This is a genomic window from Salinirubellus salinus (assembly GCF_025231485.1).
GTDB classification, from domain to species: domain Archaea; phylum Halobacteriota; class Halobacteria; order Halobacteriales; family Haloarculaceae; genus Salinirubellus; species Salinirubellus salinus.
Genome location: NZ_CP104003.1, coordinates 1,802,816 through 1,815,685, shown reverse-complemented (window position 1 = coordinate 1,815,685; position 12,870 = coordinate 1,802,816). Strand labels below are relative to the sequence as shown.

11 protein-coding genes are annotated in these 12,870 nt (G+C 70.3%); 7 read left to right on the top strand and 4 right to left on the bottom strand.

Annotated features, from left to right (window positions below; genetic code table 11):
* Nucleotides 1–142: 142 nt before the first annotated feature.
* Together N0B31_RS09955 and trkA are read right to left on the bottom strand one after the other, a co-directional pair.
* A complete protein-coding gene (locus N0B31_RS09955) occupies nucleotides 143–1,618 on the bottom strand; it encodes a TrkH family potassium uptake protein (protein ID WP_260643713.1) in 1,476 nt (491 codons plus the stop codon).
* Nucleotides 1,615–2,961, bottom strand: a complete 1,347-nt coding sequence (trkA, locus tag N0B31_RS09950) for a Trk system potassium transporter TrkA (RefSeq protein ID WP_260643712.1) — start codon at nucleotides 2,959–2,961, stop codon at nucleotides 1,615–1,617. The genes N0B31_RS09955 and trkA overlap by 4 nt, the downstream gene beginning before the upstream one ends.
* A gap of 156 nt (nucleotides 2,962–3,117) precedes the next feature.
* Between trkA and N0B31_RS09945 the strand changes: the two genes are divergently transcribed.
* Both N0B31_RS09945 and N0B31_RS09940 read left to right on the top strand, forming a co-directional pair.
* Entirely contained in the window at nucleotides 3,118–3,609 is a 492-nt protein-coding gene (locus tag N0B31_RS09945; protein ID WP_260643711.1) for a universal stress protein, read from the top strand.
* Nucleotides 3,606–5,840: an amino acid permease gene (locus tag N0B31_RS09940; RefSeq protein WP_260643710.1), complete on the top strand. Its 2,235-nt coding sequence runs from the start codon at nucleotides 3,606–3,608 to the stop codon at nucleotides 5,838–5,840. The genes N0B31_RS09945 and N0B31_RS09940 overlap by 4 nt, the downstream gene beginning before the upstream one ends.
* Before the next feature lie 57 nt (nucleotides 5,841–5,897).
* On the opposite strand, the gene N0B31_RS09935 is transcribed toward N0B31_RS09940, so the two are convergent.
* Together N0B31_RS09935 and N0B31_RS09930 are read right to left on the bottom strand one after the other, a co-directional pair.
* A complete protein-coding gene (locus N0B31_RS09935; protein ID WP_260643709.1) occupies nucleotides 5,898–6,191 on the bottom strand; it encodes a hypothetical protein in 294 nt (97 codons plus the stop codon).
* Between the two features lie 70 nt (nucleotides 6,192–6,261).
* The gene (locus N0B31_RS09930; RefSeq protein ID WP_260643708.1) at nucleotides 6,262–9,621 is read right to left on the bottom strand and encodes a PAS domain S-box protein; all 3,360 of its coding nucleotides are present in this window, start codon (nucleotides 9,619–9,621) and stop codon (nucleotides 6,262–6,264) included.
* A 92-nt stretch (nucleotides 9,622–9,713) separates the two neighbouring features.
* On the opposite strand from N0B31_RS09930, the gene N0B31_RS09925 reads away from it, so the two are divergent.
* The 5 genes from N0B31_RS09925 to N0B31_RS09905 all read left to right on the top strand — a co-directional run bounded on the left by N0B31_RS09925 (nucleotide 9,714) and on the right by N0B31_RS09905 (nucleotide 12,843).
* On the top strand, nucleotides 9,714–10,550 hold the full coding sequence (locus tag N0B31_RS09925; protein ID WP_260643707.1) for an RAD55 family ATPase: 837 nt from the start codon (nucleotides 9,714–9,716) through the stop codon (nucleotides 10,548–10,550).
* Nucleotides 10,551–10,616: 66 nt separating this feature from the next.
* Complete coding sequence (locus N0B31_RS09920) at nucleotides 10,617–11,444, top strand: hypothetical protein (protein WP_260643706.1); 828 nt, start codon at nucleotides 10,617–10,619, stop codon at nucleotides 11,442–11,444.
* On the top strand, nucleotides 11,437–11,967 hold the full coding sequence (locus tag N0B31_RS09915; RefSeq protein WP_260643705.1) for a DUF8135 domain-containing protein: 531 nt from the start codon (nucleotides 11,437–11,439) through the stop codon (nucleotides 11,965–11,967). The genes N0B31_RS09920 and N0B31_RS09915 overlap by 8 nt, the downstream gene beginning before the upstream one ends.
* A gap of 58 nt (nucleotides 11,968–12,025) precedes the next feature.
* Nucleotides 12,026–12,346, top strand: a complete 321-nt coding sequence (locus N0B31_RS09910; RefSeq protein ID WP_260643704.1) for a transcription factor S — start codon at nucleotides 12,026–12,028, stop codon at nucleotides 12,344–12,346.
* 110 nt (nucleotides 12,347–12,456) lie between these two features.
* Complete coding sequence (locus tag N0B31_RS09905) at nucleotides 12,457–12,843, top strand: hypothetical protein (RefSeq protein WP_260643703.1); 387 nt, start codon at nucleotides 12,457–12,459, stop codon at nucleotides 12,841–12,843.
* Nucleotides 12,844–12,870 lie beyond the last annotated feature (27 nt).

The window sequence follows — 12,870 nt, the reverse complement described above, 5'->3', positions numbered from 1 at the left end:
CGCCAGTCGACACGGAGCCCACGGGTGCCGCCGTCGGGGAGCAGCGGTAACACGTCAGGTGCCAATCGTGGGCGTGGCATCAATCCACCGTTCCGGCCCGGGAAGGAACCGTACCGAGGGTCGGTGGCCACCGTCGCCGGTCTCAGCGCCAGAACTCCGGGGTCAGCACGACCAGCACCGGGACGATCTCGATACGGCCCACCCACATCAGCACCACCAGCACCCACTTCGTCGTCGTCGGCAGGCTCGCGTAACTCCCGTACGGTCCGGCGGCGCCGAACGCCGGCCCGATGTTGAGGAACGTCGAGGCGGCGATGCCCATCGCCTCGAACTCGCCGACGCCCGTCCCCCGGGTCTGGACCACCACGACGACGGTCAGTAGGGCGAACCCCACGAGCCCCAGTAGCACGTAGGCGTTCACGTCACGGACGGTCCCCTCGTCGACGATACGGTCGCCGACCCGGACCGGCCGTATGGCCTCGGGGTGGAGTTCGGTGAACAGGTCACGCCGGAGCGTCTTGGCGACGACCAGCCACCGGAACGCCTTCAGCGAACACGTCGTCGACCCGGCCATCCCGCCGACGAACATCCCGAGGAACAGCAGGTGTTTCGCCGCGGGCGACCAGAGGTCGAAGTCCACCGTCGCGTAGCCCGTCGTCGTCACGATGCTCACCACCTGGAACGTGGCGTGGCGGACGGTGGCCTCCACGCTCCCGAACTCCCCGTCGACGGCGAGGACGAGCGCGACGAGCGCGCTCCCACCCGCGAGGACGCCGAGGTAGAACCGGAACTCCTCGCTCTGGAACAGGCGACGGGGCCGCCCCCGCGTCACGGCGTAGAGCAGGACGAAGTTCGTCGCCCCGACGAGCATGAACGCGACGAGCACCCACTGGACGACCGGGCTGAACGCCCCAGCGCTCGCCGGCTCGGGCGAGAACCCCGCCGTCGACACTGTCGTCAGCGCGTGGGTGACGGCGTTGTACGGGTCCATGTTCGGCCCGAGGCCGACGACGTTCAGTACGAGGAGGACGACCACCAGTAGCGCCGTCAGCCCGAGGTAGAGGCTCCCCAGCAGCCGGGCCGTCTCCTCGATGCGGGGGGTGAGCTTCGTGACGTCCTGGGTCTGGGTCTCCGTCTCCATCAACTGGGCGCCACCGACGTCGAGTTGGGAGAGTAGACCGACCGCGAGGACGAGGATGCCCAGCCCACCCATCCACTGGAGCAGGGCACGCCAGAACAGCAACGACCGAGCGTGCGCGTCGAAGTCGACGACCACCGTCGCGCCCGTGGTGGTGATGCCGCTCATCGACTCGAAGGCGGCGTCGACCGGGTTGGCGAACACGCCCGTGCCGGCCAGCAGGAAGGGGAGCGCGCCGACGGTCCCGACGGCCAGCCAGACGAGCGCGACGACGAGGAACGCCTCGCGGATGCCGATGTCGCGACTCGGCAGGCGCGCGAACACCAGCCCCACGCCGAGCGCGAGCGCCGCTGGGAGGAGGAACGGGACGGGTGACTCGGCGTAGCCGAACGCGACCAGCGCCGAGAGGACCAGCGGCCCGGCCAGCGCCTGGAGGACGGTCCCCACCAGCGCGAGGACCGTCCGCCAGTCCACCCTCATATCATCGCGTTGACTTCCTCGACGGCGTCACTGTCGACGAACACGACGACGTGGTCGCCGACCTCGATGACCGTGTCACCGCGCGGGGTGATGAGCGTCCCGTTCCGGGTGATGGCCCCCACGACGACGCCCTCGGGCAGGTCCGCGGCGACCTCGCGGATGGGCCGGCCGGCGAAGGCCGAGTCCGTGTCCACCTCGACCTCCATCACCTCGGCCCGGTCGCCGTCGATGATGGAGACGTTCTCGGCGCGGCGTGCGCGGGTGAACCGCGTGATCTCCTCGGCGGTGGCGTCGCGCGGCGAGACGGCCACGTCGACCCCCACCTCCTCGAACAGGTCGGCGAACTCGCCCGTGTCGACGATGGCGACGGCCCGGTCCGCGCCGAGGCGCTTCGCGAGCAGCGTCGCCAGCAGGTTCTGCTGGTCGTTCTCCAGCGTGGCGATGAACACGTCGGCCATCCCCACGTTCTCGCGGTCGAGGAACGCGCGGTCGGTGGCGTCGGACTGGAGCACGGTCGTCCCCGGGAGGTTCTCGGCGAGCCAGCGCGCCCGCTCCTCGTCACGCTCGACGAGCCGCGGCGAGAAGCCGCGGTCCTCCAGCAGGCGGGCGACCTGATAGCCGATCTCGCCGCCCCCGACGATGACCACCTCGCGGGGACGCTCCTCCTCCGGCGCGATGGACGAGGAGAACTCGCGGGTCGAGTCGGGCGAGCCGATGACGACCACCTCGTCGCCCGGCTCGATGACGGTCTGGCCGGACGGGACGATGATGCGGTCGCGCTCGTCGCCGTTCTCGCGGATGATGGCGGCGAACGTGAGCGAGTCGAATCGGTCGGCCTCCCGGACCGTCTGGTTGGCCACCGGCGAGTCCTCCGGGATGACGAACTCCGTCATCTGGACGATACCGTCGGCGAACAGGTCCACGTCCTGTGCGGTCGGCAGGCCGATGACCCCGACGATTGTCTCGGCGGCGAGCAGGTCCGTACAGACCATGAAGTCGACGCCGAAGGCGCCCTGGTTCGGCTCCCACGTCCGCAGGTACTGGGGCTTCTTCACGCGGGCGATGGTGAACGACGAGCAGCAGGCCTTCGCCGTGCCCGAGATGACGATGTTGGTGTGGTCGTCGTCCGTGCTGGCGATGAGGAGGTCGGCGTCGCCGATGCCGGCCTCCTGCAGGACGTCGACGTCCGTGCCGTCGCCGTGGATGGCGAGGACGTCGAGGTCGTACGTGAGTTCGTCGACCCGTGTCGGGTCGTTGTCGATGACCACGACCTCGTGACTGGACGCGAGGCTGGCGGCGATACTGGAGCCGACCTCCCCGGCACCGACGATCACGACGCGCAACGGGACCCCTCCATGCCACGCCGGTGGGTGGGACCCGACAAGTCGGTTTCCATCGCGAGGCCCCCCGGACACGAACCGTTAAACGGTGTGGCGGAGTGAGGATGCGTATGGACCAACTGCCGACGGAGTCTCGACTATCCCGGAGGGGTGGCTGAGATGTCCGCCGACAGCGACCGTCACCGTGACCTGCTCTCGCGCCCGCTCGTCGCCGTCGCCAACGACGAGGACGCCGAGGAGACCGCCCGCGCGTTCGCCCCCTACGCCGACGGCGAGGTGCTGGCGGTGAGCGTCGTCGAGAAGGCCGGCGGCGCCGTCGACAAGGCCCCGATGGAGGGCGTCGAAGCCGAAGCCGAAGCCGGCTTCGAGATACTCCGCGAGCGACTGGGATCCGTCGAGACCGAGGTTCGCTACGGGACCGACGTGGTCGAGACGCTGCTCGCGGCCGCTCGCGACCACGACGCCTCGGCCATCGTCTTCACCCCGCGCGAGGGGGGCCGGCTCGTCCGCTTCCTGACCGGCGACGTGGCACTCCGACTGGTGACGGAGGCCGACCGCCCCGTCGTCTCGCTCCCCGTCCACGACGCCCCCGAACCGGTAGGCGACGACGCTGACGCCACGGGCGCCGACGCGGACGAGGACACCACATGAGCGGCGACACGGAAGAACTCGCCAAGGACCTCGGCCCGCTCGCCGCCCTGACTATCGGCGTCGGGACGATGATCGGGGCGGGGATCTTCGTCCTGCCGGGTGCCGCCATCGCGCAGGCCGGGTCGCTCGCGGTCGGCGCGTTCGTCCTCGGCGGGGCCATCGCCCTGCTGACGGCCCTCTCCGCGTCTGAACTCGGCACCGCGATGCCGAAATCCGGCGGCGCGTACTACTACGTCAACCGCTCGCTCGGGCCGCTGTTCGGCTCCGTCGCCGGATGGGCAAACTGGATGGGCCTCGCGTTCGCCTCCGCGTTCTACATGGTCGGGTTCGGCGAGTACATCCGTGCCATCTTCGGCCTGCAGGGGAGCATCGACCTCGTCGTGGTCGAACTCTCGTACCTGAAGCTCGTCGCGCTCGTCGGCGCGGCGCTGTTCATCGGCATCAACTACATCGGCGCGAAGGAGACCGGCCGCCTCCAGAACGTCATCGTCGTCGTCCTGGTCGCCATCCTCGCGGTGTTCACGGTCATCGGCGCGCTCCGGGCCGACACGGCGAACCTCCCGGCCTCGCAGGGGCTGGGCCCGATGGTGACGACGACGGGGTTCATCTTCGTCTCGTACCTCGGGTTCGTCCAGATCACGAGCGTCGCCGAGGAGATCAAGGACCCGGGCAGGAACCTCCCACGGGCGGTCATCGGGAGCGTCCTCATCGTGACCGCCATCTACGCGCTCGTGCTGTTCGTGATGAGCGCGGCGGTCGAACAGGGGTTCATCGCGGGGCTGGGCGACGACCAGATCGCCGTCGTCGAGGTCGCCCGCATCATCATCGGGCCGGTCGGCGCCATCGCGATGCTGGTCGGCGGCCTGCTGGCGACGGCCTCGTCGGCGAACGCCTCCATCCTCGCCTCCTCGCGCATCAACTTCGCGATGGGCCGTGACCGCATCGTCACGCCGGACCTGAACGAGATCCACCCCCGGTTCGGGACGCCGTACCGCTCCATCGCGCTGACGGGCGCGTTCATCCTCGTGTTCATCCTCTTCGGCAACGTCCGCACGCTCTCGACGCTCGGGAGCATCCTCCACCTCATCATCTACGCCCTGCTCAACGTCGCGCTCATCGTCTTCCGCGAGACGGACGTGGTCGAGTACGAACCGTCGTACACCGTCCCGTTCTACCCGTTCACGCCGATACTCGGGGCCATCCTGTCGGCCGCGCTCATCGCGTTCATCGAGCCGCGGTTCGTCATCGCCGTCGGCGCGGCGTTCGTCCTCTTCGCCGTCCTCTGGTACGTCGGCTACGCCCGCTCGCAGGCGACCGAACGGGGCGTCCTCTCGGAGTACGTCCTCTCGCGCTCGGAGGAGATGCCGGCCTCGGCCGTCGACGCCGTCTCCGCCGTCCAGCCCGACGGTGGCCAGTACCGCGTGATGGTGGCGCTCTCGAACCCGCAGACCGAGAAGGACCTCATCTCGCTCGCGTCGGCCATCGCCAAGCAGGAGGGTGGGAAGGTCGTCGCGGTCCACACCGTGCAGGTGCCCGACCAGACCGCGCTCGCCTCGGGAGCCGCGAACATCGAGGAGTTCGACCCGGGCGCCCGCGAGTTGCTGGAGAACGCCCGCCGCGACGCCGAGACGTTCGGCGTCGAGGTGGAGACACACACCGTCGTCACGCACCGCGGCGTGGAGGAGATCTACGCCGCGGCCAAGCAGTACGACGCGGACCTCACCGTGATGGGCTGGGGGCCGGGCGACCGCTCGCGCGTCGAGGGGAGCATCGGCGAGATGACCGAGGCGGTGCCGTGTGACTTCCTCGTCCTGAAGGACCGCGGCTTCGAGACCGACCGGGTGCTCGTCCCGACAGCGGGCGGTCCCGACTCGGACCTCTCTGCCGTCATCGCACGTCACCTCCAGTCGGAGTACGACAGCGAGGTGACGCTGTTGCACGTCGCCGACGACGAGGCCGAGGGCGAGGCGTTCCTCCGCGAGTGGGCCGAGGGACACAACCTCGCGGACGCACGGCTCAGGGTCGAGACGGGCGACGTCGAGGCGGCCATCGAGAACGCGGCTGTCGACGCGACGATGGTCGTCTTCGGGGCCACCGAGCGTGGCCTCCTCTCGCGACTCGTCCGTGGCTCGCTCGTCATGGACGTGGTCGACGACGTGGACTGCTCCGTGTTGCTGGCGGAGAAGGCCCGCAAGCGCTCGCTCCGCGAGCGACTGTTCGGGCTGGACTGACGCGAGAGCGGGACCGAACCCCTCTTCCTCCCATCCCGATCCCCGTGTTCTCGGCGCTCAGGCGGTCAGGAGCGTCTGGTACTCGAGGCGGGCGGCGTCCTCGACCACGTGTCTGAACAGCCAGAGCGACTGGGCTGCCCGCTCGAAGTCACCGAGGCGTGCGCTGTCGGCGGCGTCCGTGCCGGCGAGTCGTGCCTCGCGCAGGAGACCGGGGTAGGGCATCCGCGCCAGTCGCTCCAGCGCGGCGTCGACCAGCGTCAGCACGCCGGTTGTGTCCCCGGCGGCGGCACGGCCGACAGCCAGGTCGACGACGTAGACGACGTCGTCGTAGGGGGTGTCTTCGAGGGCCATGCCACCAGGACGCACGCTTCGGGATTGAGCCTCGCGTTGCCCGGCGCCAAGCCAAGCCGACGCGGCGGCGCTACTGGCCGGCCCGCTCGACGCCGCGCACCTCGAAGCGGGCGCCGCCGGTCTCGCTCTCGGTGACCGAGACCGTCCACCCGTGTGCCTCGACGATGGAGCGGACGATGGCGAGGCCGAACCCCGTCCCGTCGGGCGAGTCGGTGAAGCCGTGCTCGAACACGAGGTCGCGCCGCTCCGGTGGGATGCCGGGGCCGTCGTCGGCCACGTAGAAGCCGTCGCCGTCGGGGAGCGGGCCGACGCGGACCTCGGCGTCGGCGTCGTCGCTCCCGTGTTCGATGGCGTCCTGCCGAGCCTGCGAGCCGTGCTCCACGGCGTTGCGAAAGAGGTTCTCGAACGCCTGCGTGAGCCGCGAGGGGTCCGCCAGCAGCGCGACGGTCCCCTCGACGATGAGGTCAGCCTCGCCGGTGTCGGCCAGCCCCCACGAGCGCCGCGCGATGGACTCGAGGTCGACGCCCATCGTCTCGCCCACGTCCTCGCCCTGCCGAGAGAGCGTGAGCAGGTCGTCGACGAGCGTCTCCATCCGGCCGAGCGCTCGACGGGCTCGGTCCAGTCTCTCCGGGTCTGCCTCGGCACTCTCCAGGGCACCGCGCATCACCGCCATCGGGTTGCGCAGGTCGTGGCTGACGATGGAGGTGAACGACTCCAGCCGCTCGTTCTGTCGCTCCAGTTCGGCCTCGCGCGCGACCCGTGCGGAGATGTCGCGGGCGGCACCCGCCAGCCCGTAGTCGCGGCCATGCCCGTCGTAGACCGGCGAAGCGTTGAACTCGTGGGGGAGGTGCTCGCCGTCGTCGGTGACGAGCGCGGACTCGACGGTGGCGGTCCGGCCGTCGGCGACGTCGTCGAGCCACGCCTCCACCCGGTCGGCGTCCGCCGGCGGGACGAAATCGAGGACGTGCATCCCGGCCAGCGTCGCGTCTGCGTAACCCGTCCGTTCGCCGAACGTCTCGTTCCAGCGCGCCAGCCACCCGCCGGCGTCGAACAGGTAGAACGGGTCCGGGAGCGCGTCGAGCAGCGAGTCGGTGAACGCCCGCTCCTCACGGATCTCGCGCTCGCGGCTGCGGAGTCGGCGCTCGAAGGCGTGACGCTCGGTCACGTCCTGCACCGTCCCGCGCAGGAGCACCGTCTCGCCGCCCATCGAGACCGGCTGACAGATCTGTCGCACCCAGCGCGGGTCGCCGTCGGCGGTGGTCTCGGCGAGCCTGAGTTCGAGGTCGAACGGGATGCCGTCGTCCAGCGCCGCGCGCACGGCCGACCGGAACTCCTCGCGGTCGTCCTCGTGGTACCGCCGGGCGACCGTGTCCATCGTCGGCGCCCAGCCTTCGGGGAGGTCGTCCACGCCGAACATGACCCGCGTCTGGGTCGTGAGCAGGCCCTCGCCGGTCCGGACGTCGTACTCCCAACCGCCGACGCCGGCGAGCTCCTGCGCCATGTCCAGCAGGTCGCGCATCCGCGCGAGTTCGTCCTCGCGGGCCTTGCGCTCGCTCACGTCGCGCGAGTAGACCGAGAGCCCGTCTGACGAGGGGTAGACCCGGACCTCGACCCACTGGTCGAACGCCTCGTCGAACCCCTCGAACGAGACCGAGCGCTGGGCCGCCATCGCCTCGCGGTAGTAGATCTCGAACTCCGTGCCGACGAAACTCGGGACGGCGTCCCAGAGCGACTGCCCAACGGCCTCCGGCGGGTCCAGGCCAGTCCGCTCGACCATCCGGTCGTTCCAGTAGGTTATGGTCCAGTCCTCGTCGACGGCGTAGTACCCCTCGTCGAGGCGCTCGTAGGCGGCTTTCAGCCGCTGGTTCTGCCGCGAGAGCGCCTGCTCGCGGTCCTGCTGGTCGGTCACGTCGCGGAGGACGCCGACGGTCCCCTGGAACTCGCCGTCGGGGCCCCGCACCGCGCGAGCGAACACCTCGACTGAGACCGTCTCGCCGTCGGCGGTCTGCAGTTCGAGGTCCTGGCGGCCGACGTCGGCCTCGCCGGCGAGGAGTGGCGCGAACTCCCCCCGCGAGCGGTCGCTCGGGTGGACGCTCTCCAGACAGGGCTCGCCGAGCGTCGACGCCACCTCGTGGCCGGTGGCCACCTCCCACGCGTCGTTGAGGTAGGTCCACCGCCCCTCGGAGTCCGTCTCGAACACCACGTCCCGGACGTTCTCGACGACGCGCTCGTAGCGCTGCTCGCTCTCCCTGAGCGCCGCCTCGGTCCGCCGCAGGTCGCTCACGTTCCGCCCCTCCGGGATGAGCAGTGCCACCTCGCCCCCCTCGCCCCGGACCGGCTTCAGCGAGAAGTCGATGACGGCCGGCCCGTCGACGCCCTCGGCCTCTACGTCGTACCGGACGAACTCGCCGGCTGCGGCCCGCTCGACGGCGCGACGGAGTTCGGCGACCCGTTCGTCGTCGCCGGCCCACCACGGGGCCTCCCAGAGCGGCCGGCCGACCACGGCTGTCTCCTCGACGCCGCCGAACTCGAGGGCCGTGTCGTTCGCCTCGAGGAGCGTCCCGTCGGGTGCCAGCAGGCCGATGAACTGGAACGTCCCGTTGAAGATGGCCTCGAACCGGCGTTCCTGCTCGCGCCGCCGGGAGACGTCCCTGACGTGCGCGACGACGCGCTCGGTGCCGCCGAGTGCCGCCCGCGTGAGCGTCACCTCCACCGGGACGAGCTGCCCGTCGGCGTGCCGGACGACCCACTCGAACGTCTCGGGCCCGCCGGTGGCGGCCCGTTCGATGCGGGCGGCGGCGGCCTCGGCATCGTACTCCGGGGTATCGGCGCTGAAATCGCCGACGCCCATCCCGAGCAGTTGCTCGCGCTCGTAGCCGACGAGGTCGCAGAACGCCGGGTTCGCGTCGACGATACGGCCGCCGCTCGTCTCGTGGACGAGGATGCCGTCGCCGGCCACGTCGAACAGTTCGCGGTAGTCTGACCGCCGGCTCTCGACGGTGACGGCCGACTCGATGCGGTTCGCCAGCACCTCGGCCGCTCCGCTGCCCGAGTCCTTCCGGAGGTAGTCGGTGGCGTCGGCGGCGAACGCGTCGGCCGCCACCTCCTCTGACCCCTGCCCCGTGTAGAGGACGAACGGGAGCGAGGGGTACCGCTCGCGGACCGCCCGGAGCAGTTCGATGCCGTCCAGCCGCGGCATCTGGTAGTCGCTGACGATACAGTCGACCGGTGGGGTGTCCACCACACCCGCCGTCTCCAGCCACTCGAGGGCCGCCTCCGGGTCCGTCTCCGACACCACGGTCAGCGAGTCCCGTGCCCGCTCCAGGTTGATCTGCGTGAGTTCGGCGAAGGCCGGGTCGTCCTCCACGTGGAGGACGGTCAGCTCACTCGGCCGTCCCGACGGGGAGACGGTCCGGTCCGTACTCTCCATGCGACTCCCTCGCGAGTCCACGGTATCAGCGTATCGCAACGGTCGACGGTCCGACTCACGGTTTTTTGTCGGTCGGCCACCGAGCGGGGTGTATGCAGCGCATCCCGTTCGGAATCCGTCGGCTCGACACCACCGTCGGCGGGGGCGCGCCGGCCGGGAGTGTCGTCCTGCTGTCGGGCGAGGCCGGTGCCGGCGCCCGCGAGTTCACCTACACCAGCACCGTCATGAACGGACTCATCGGGAGCGATCCCGACCTGTTCGACCTCTACTACGGGGGGCTCGAACCGGCCGCCGAGGGGCCCGGAGCGGTCCACTACGTCTCGTTCACGACCGACGAGCGGCAGGTCCGCAACGAGATGGAACTCGCGATGGACGAGGAACTCGTCGACAGCGGCCTCTCGAACGTGACGTTCCACGACCTCTCGCCGGAGTACTTCCGCATCTCGCCGGTCCCCCGCGAGTGGTACACCTCCGAGGCCGCCACCATCACCGGGCTGGGGGCCAACTCGGACCGGAACTCCGTGCCCGAGGCGCTCGGCGACCGGCTGACCGAACACGCCAGCGGCAACGTCGTGGTCCTCGACTCGCTGACCGACCTCATCGCCTCCAGCGGCGACGAACTGACCTGGAACGACATCCCGGTCCTGCTGAAGGGGATCTCGCGGGCCGCCTACGAGTGGGGTGGCCTCATCCTCGTCCACGTGAACCACGAGACGCTCACCGACGAACAGCACGGGCAGCTCATCGACGCGGCCGACGGGACACTCCTCTTCGAGTGGGAGTCCGGCGGCTCCGCACGGGCACGGACGATGGTCGTCAAGCAGTTCCGCGGGGTCCTCTCGCGCATCGAGGAGGAGAACATCGTCCGGTTCGAGACGGAGATCGGGGACGCGGGCCTCGACATCAGCGACGTGCGCAAGATACGCTGACGCCGCCGAATCCGCGCTCGAAATCCGTGTGAACGTTTAAACGTCTCTCCCGACTACGTGAACGTGATGGCGAGTGAACCGTCCGAGGGACGGACCGTGTCGGTCGTCGTTCCACCGCCCCTCGAGGAGTGGCTCTCCGAGCGGGCCGCCGGGTCGGGGATGGACCGCGAGGAGCTCCTGCTCGCGCTACTCTCGGCGTACCGCGACGCGACCACGGACGAGGACGCGGTGGAGTCGCTGGTCGAAGACCGGGTGGTGCCGCTGGTGAACCACCGTCTCGACCAGTACGACGAGGACGTCGAACGGAAACTGGACGACGTACGACGCCGAGTCGTCCAACTCAAGAAGGAGACGGACACGAAGGTCCCCGAGGAGCAGTTCGCGTCGCTCGGGGCGCAGGTCGACGAACTCGGGGCGACGGTCCGCGACCTGCGCGACGACGTCGAGTCGCTCGAGCGCGAGGGCCCCGCCGTGGAGGACGCGGACCTCGAAGCGGTCCGCGAGTCGCTCCAGGCCCACGCCGAGACGGCCGTCCGACTGGACGAACGACTGGACGACGTGGAGACGAAGCTCACCCGTGTCGCGCACGCCGTCGTCGCCCTCCGCGAGGAACGGACCCCGACCGAGGGGGCGGCAGAGGCCGAGGCCACGACGACGCAGCGGCCCACCCCCGTCGCGGCCCGCGAGGCGACGCTCGTCGACATCAAACGACAGGCCGCCCGCGAGCGCATCGCGTCGGCCGACTGCGGGGCCTGTGGCGCTCCCGTCGACCTCTCGCTGCTCCCGGAGGCCGCCTGCCCCCACTGTAGCGCACCGTTCGGCGGGCTGGAGGGCCGCGGCGGGATGTTCAGTTCGCCCCGACTCGTCGGCCCCGGAGGTGTGAGCGATGAGTGACGGGACGGACCCGGACGGCGGGCGCGAGGAGGAGGAGGAGCGCGAGGGCGAGGGCGAGTTCGATCCGTTCGTGGAACTCGGCGACGTCGAGGCCGAGGTGGACTCGGACCCGTTCGCCGAACTCGAGGACGCGCCGCTCGGCGAGCGGACGCCGGCGACGGACGACGACCTCTTCGAGGCGATGGACCGCGACGAACTCGACGACGAGGCCGAGGTGGTCGACCGCGTCCTCGAGGGGAAGGGGGTGGAGACCACGGCGGACGCCGTCGGGACGCCGGATGGGGCGGCCGCCGAGGCGGTCCCTGACCGCGACGAGGTGGTGGTCTCCAAGCGGCGGTACTGCGAGGGGTGTCGCTACTTCACCACGCCCCCCGAGACGGCCTGCGAGCACCCCGGGACCGACATACTCGAACTCGTCGACGTGGAGCACTTCCGCGTGGCCGACTGTCCGGTGGTGGAGTGGCGTCGTGACCTGGAGGCGTACCCGGACCCCGAGGAGTCGACCACGGACCCGCGGGAGTGAGTCGGGTCGGGGCACCCGAGTAGCCGCGCTTTAGTCGTTCGAAGCCGGAGCCGAGGGTATGCAGTTCTGTGACGAGTGTGGCTCGCTGATGCACGCCGACGGCGAGGAGATGGTCTGCTCGTCGTGTGGCGCCACCCAGCGCAAGGAGGCGGACCTCTCGGAGCGCTACGAGTCCACCGAGGAACAGACGTTCGACGACGTCATCGAGTCGGACCCGGAGGCGGCCGACGAGGGGAAGCCGACCGCCGAGGTGCGCTGCGAGAAGTGCGGCACTGAGAAGGCGTGGTACACCATCAAGCAGACCGGGAGCGCGGACGAACCGCCGACGCGCTTCTTCAAGTGTACCGAGTGTGGCTACCGCTGGCGCGGGTACAGCTGAGGGACGGGACGGTCTGTCGCCTCCCCCGTCATAAGTGTCCCCGGGCTGCAACGGTCCTTAGCGCCCGGGGAGTAAGTCGGGCACCCGTCGTACGGAGAGACGCGATACCGATGTCCCACGACAACCGCGGTCAGACTGACGACCAGCGACAGCCGGGCGGCGGTGCCGACGGTCAGCGAGGGAACGGCGGACAGGCCCAGCAGTCCGGGGCCGGGAAGCAGCCGGCCGCCCAGCAGGGCGGCCAGCAGCCACAGGGGCGACGCGGTCGGGGCCTCACCGACTGGTTCGCGAACGGCTTCATCCGCGGGGGCATCGTCCTCGTCGGGTTCACGCTGTTCCTGTTCGCGCTCGGTCAGGCGGTCGGCCTCGGACTGCTCGACATGTCCGTCGGCGCGGTCACCTCGCAGACCGGCCGGTGGCTCGTCGTCGCGGCGTTCGCGTTGCTGCTCATCTTCGTGGGCCAGCAGGGCGTCAAGTACACGTCGTTGAGCGACTGAACCACGGTGCGGTCGCGGTATCGTATC

What these genes read in the sequence shown, in the direction of transcription:
- N0B31_RS09910 (WP_260643704.1), top strand. Translation starts at nt 12,026, where the DNA reads ATGCAGTTCTGTGACGAGTGTGGCTCGCTGATGCACGCCGACGGCGAG.
- N0B31_RS09915 (WP_260643705.1), top strand. Translation starts at nt 11,437, where the DNA reads ATGAGTGACGGGACGGACCCGGACGGCGGGCGCGAGGAGGAGGAGGAG.
- N0B31_RS09920 (WP_260643706.1), top strand. Translation starts at nt 10,617, where the DNA reads ATGGCGAGTGAACCGTCCGAGGGACGGACCGTGTCGGTCGTCGTTCCA.
- N0B31_RS09930 (WP_260643708.1), bottom strand. Translation starts at nt 9,621, where the DNA reads ATGGAGAGTACGGACCGGACCGTCTCCCCGTCGGGACGGCCGAGTGAG.
- N0B31_RS09955 (WP_260643713.1), bottom strand. Translation starts at nt 1,618, where the DNA reads ATGAGGGTGGACTGGCGGACGGTCCTCGCGCTGGTGGGGACCGTCCTC.
- N0B31_RS09940 (WP_260643710.1), top strand. Translation starts at nt 3,606, where the DNA reads ATGAGCGGCGACACGGAAGAACTCGCCAAGGACCTCGGCCCGCTCGCC.
- N0B31_RS09935 (WP_260643709.1), bottom strand. Translation starts at nt 6,191, where the DNA reads ATGGCCCTCGAAGACACCCCCTACGACGACGTCGTCTACGTCGTCGAC.
- N0B31_RS09945 (WP_260643711.1), top strand. Translation starts at nt 3,118, where the DNA reads ATGTCCGCCGACAGCGACCGTCACCGTGACCTGCTCTCGCGCCCGCTC.
- N0B31_RS09925 (WP_260643707.1), top strand. Translation starts at nt 9,714, where the DNA reads ATGCAGCGCATCCCGTTCGGAATCCGTCGGCTCGACACCACCGTCGGC.
- N0B31_RS09905 (WP_260643703.1), top strand. Translation starts at nt 12,457, where the DNA reads ATGTCCCACGACAACCGCGGTCAGACTGACGACCAGCGACAGCCGGGC.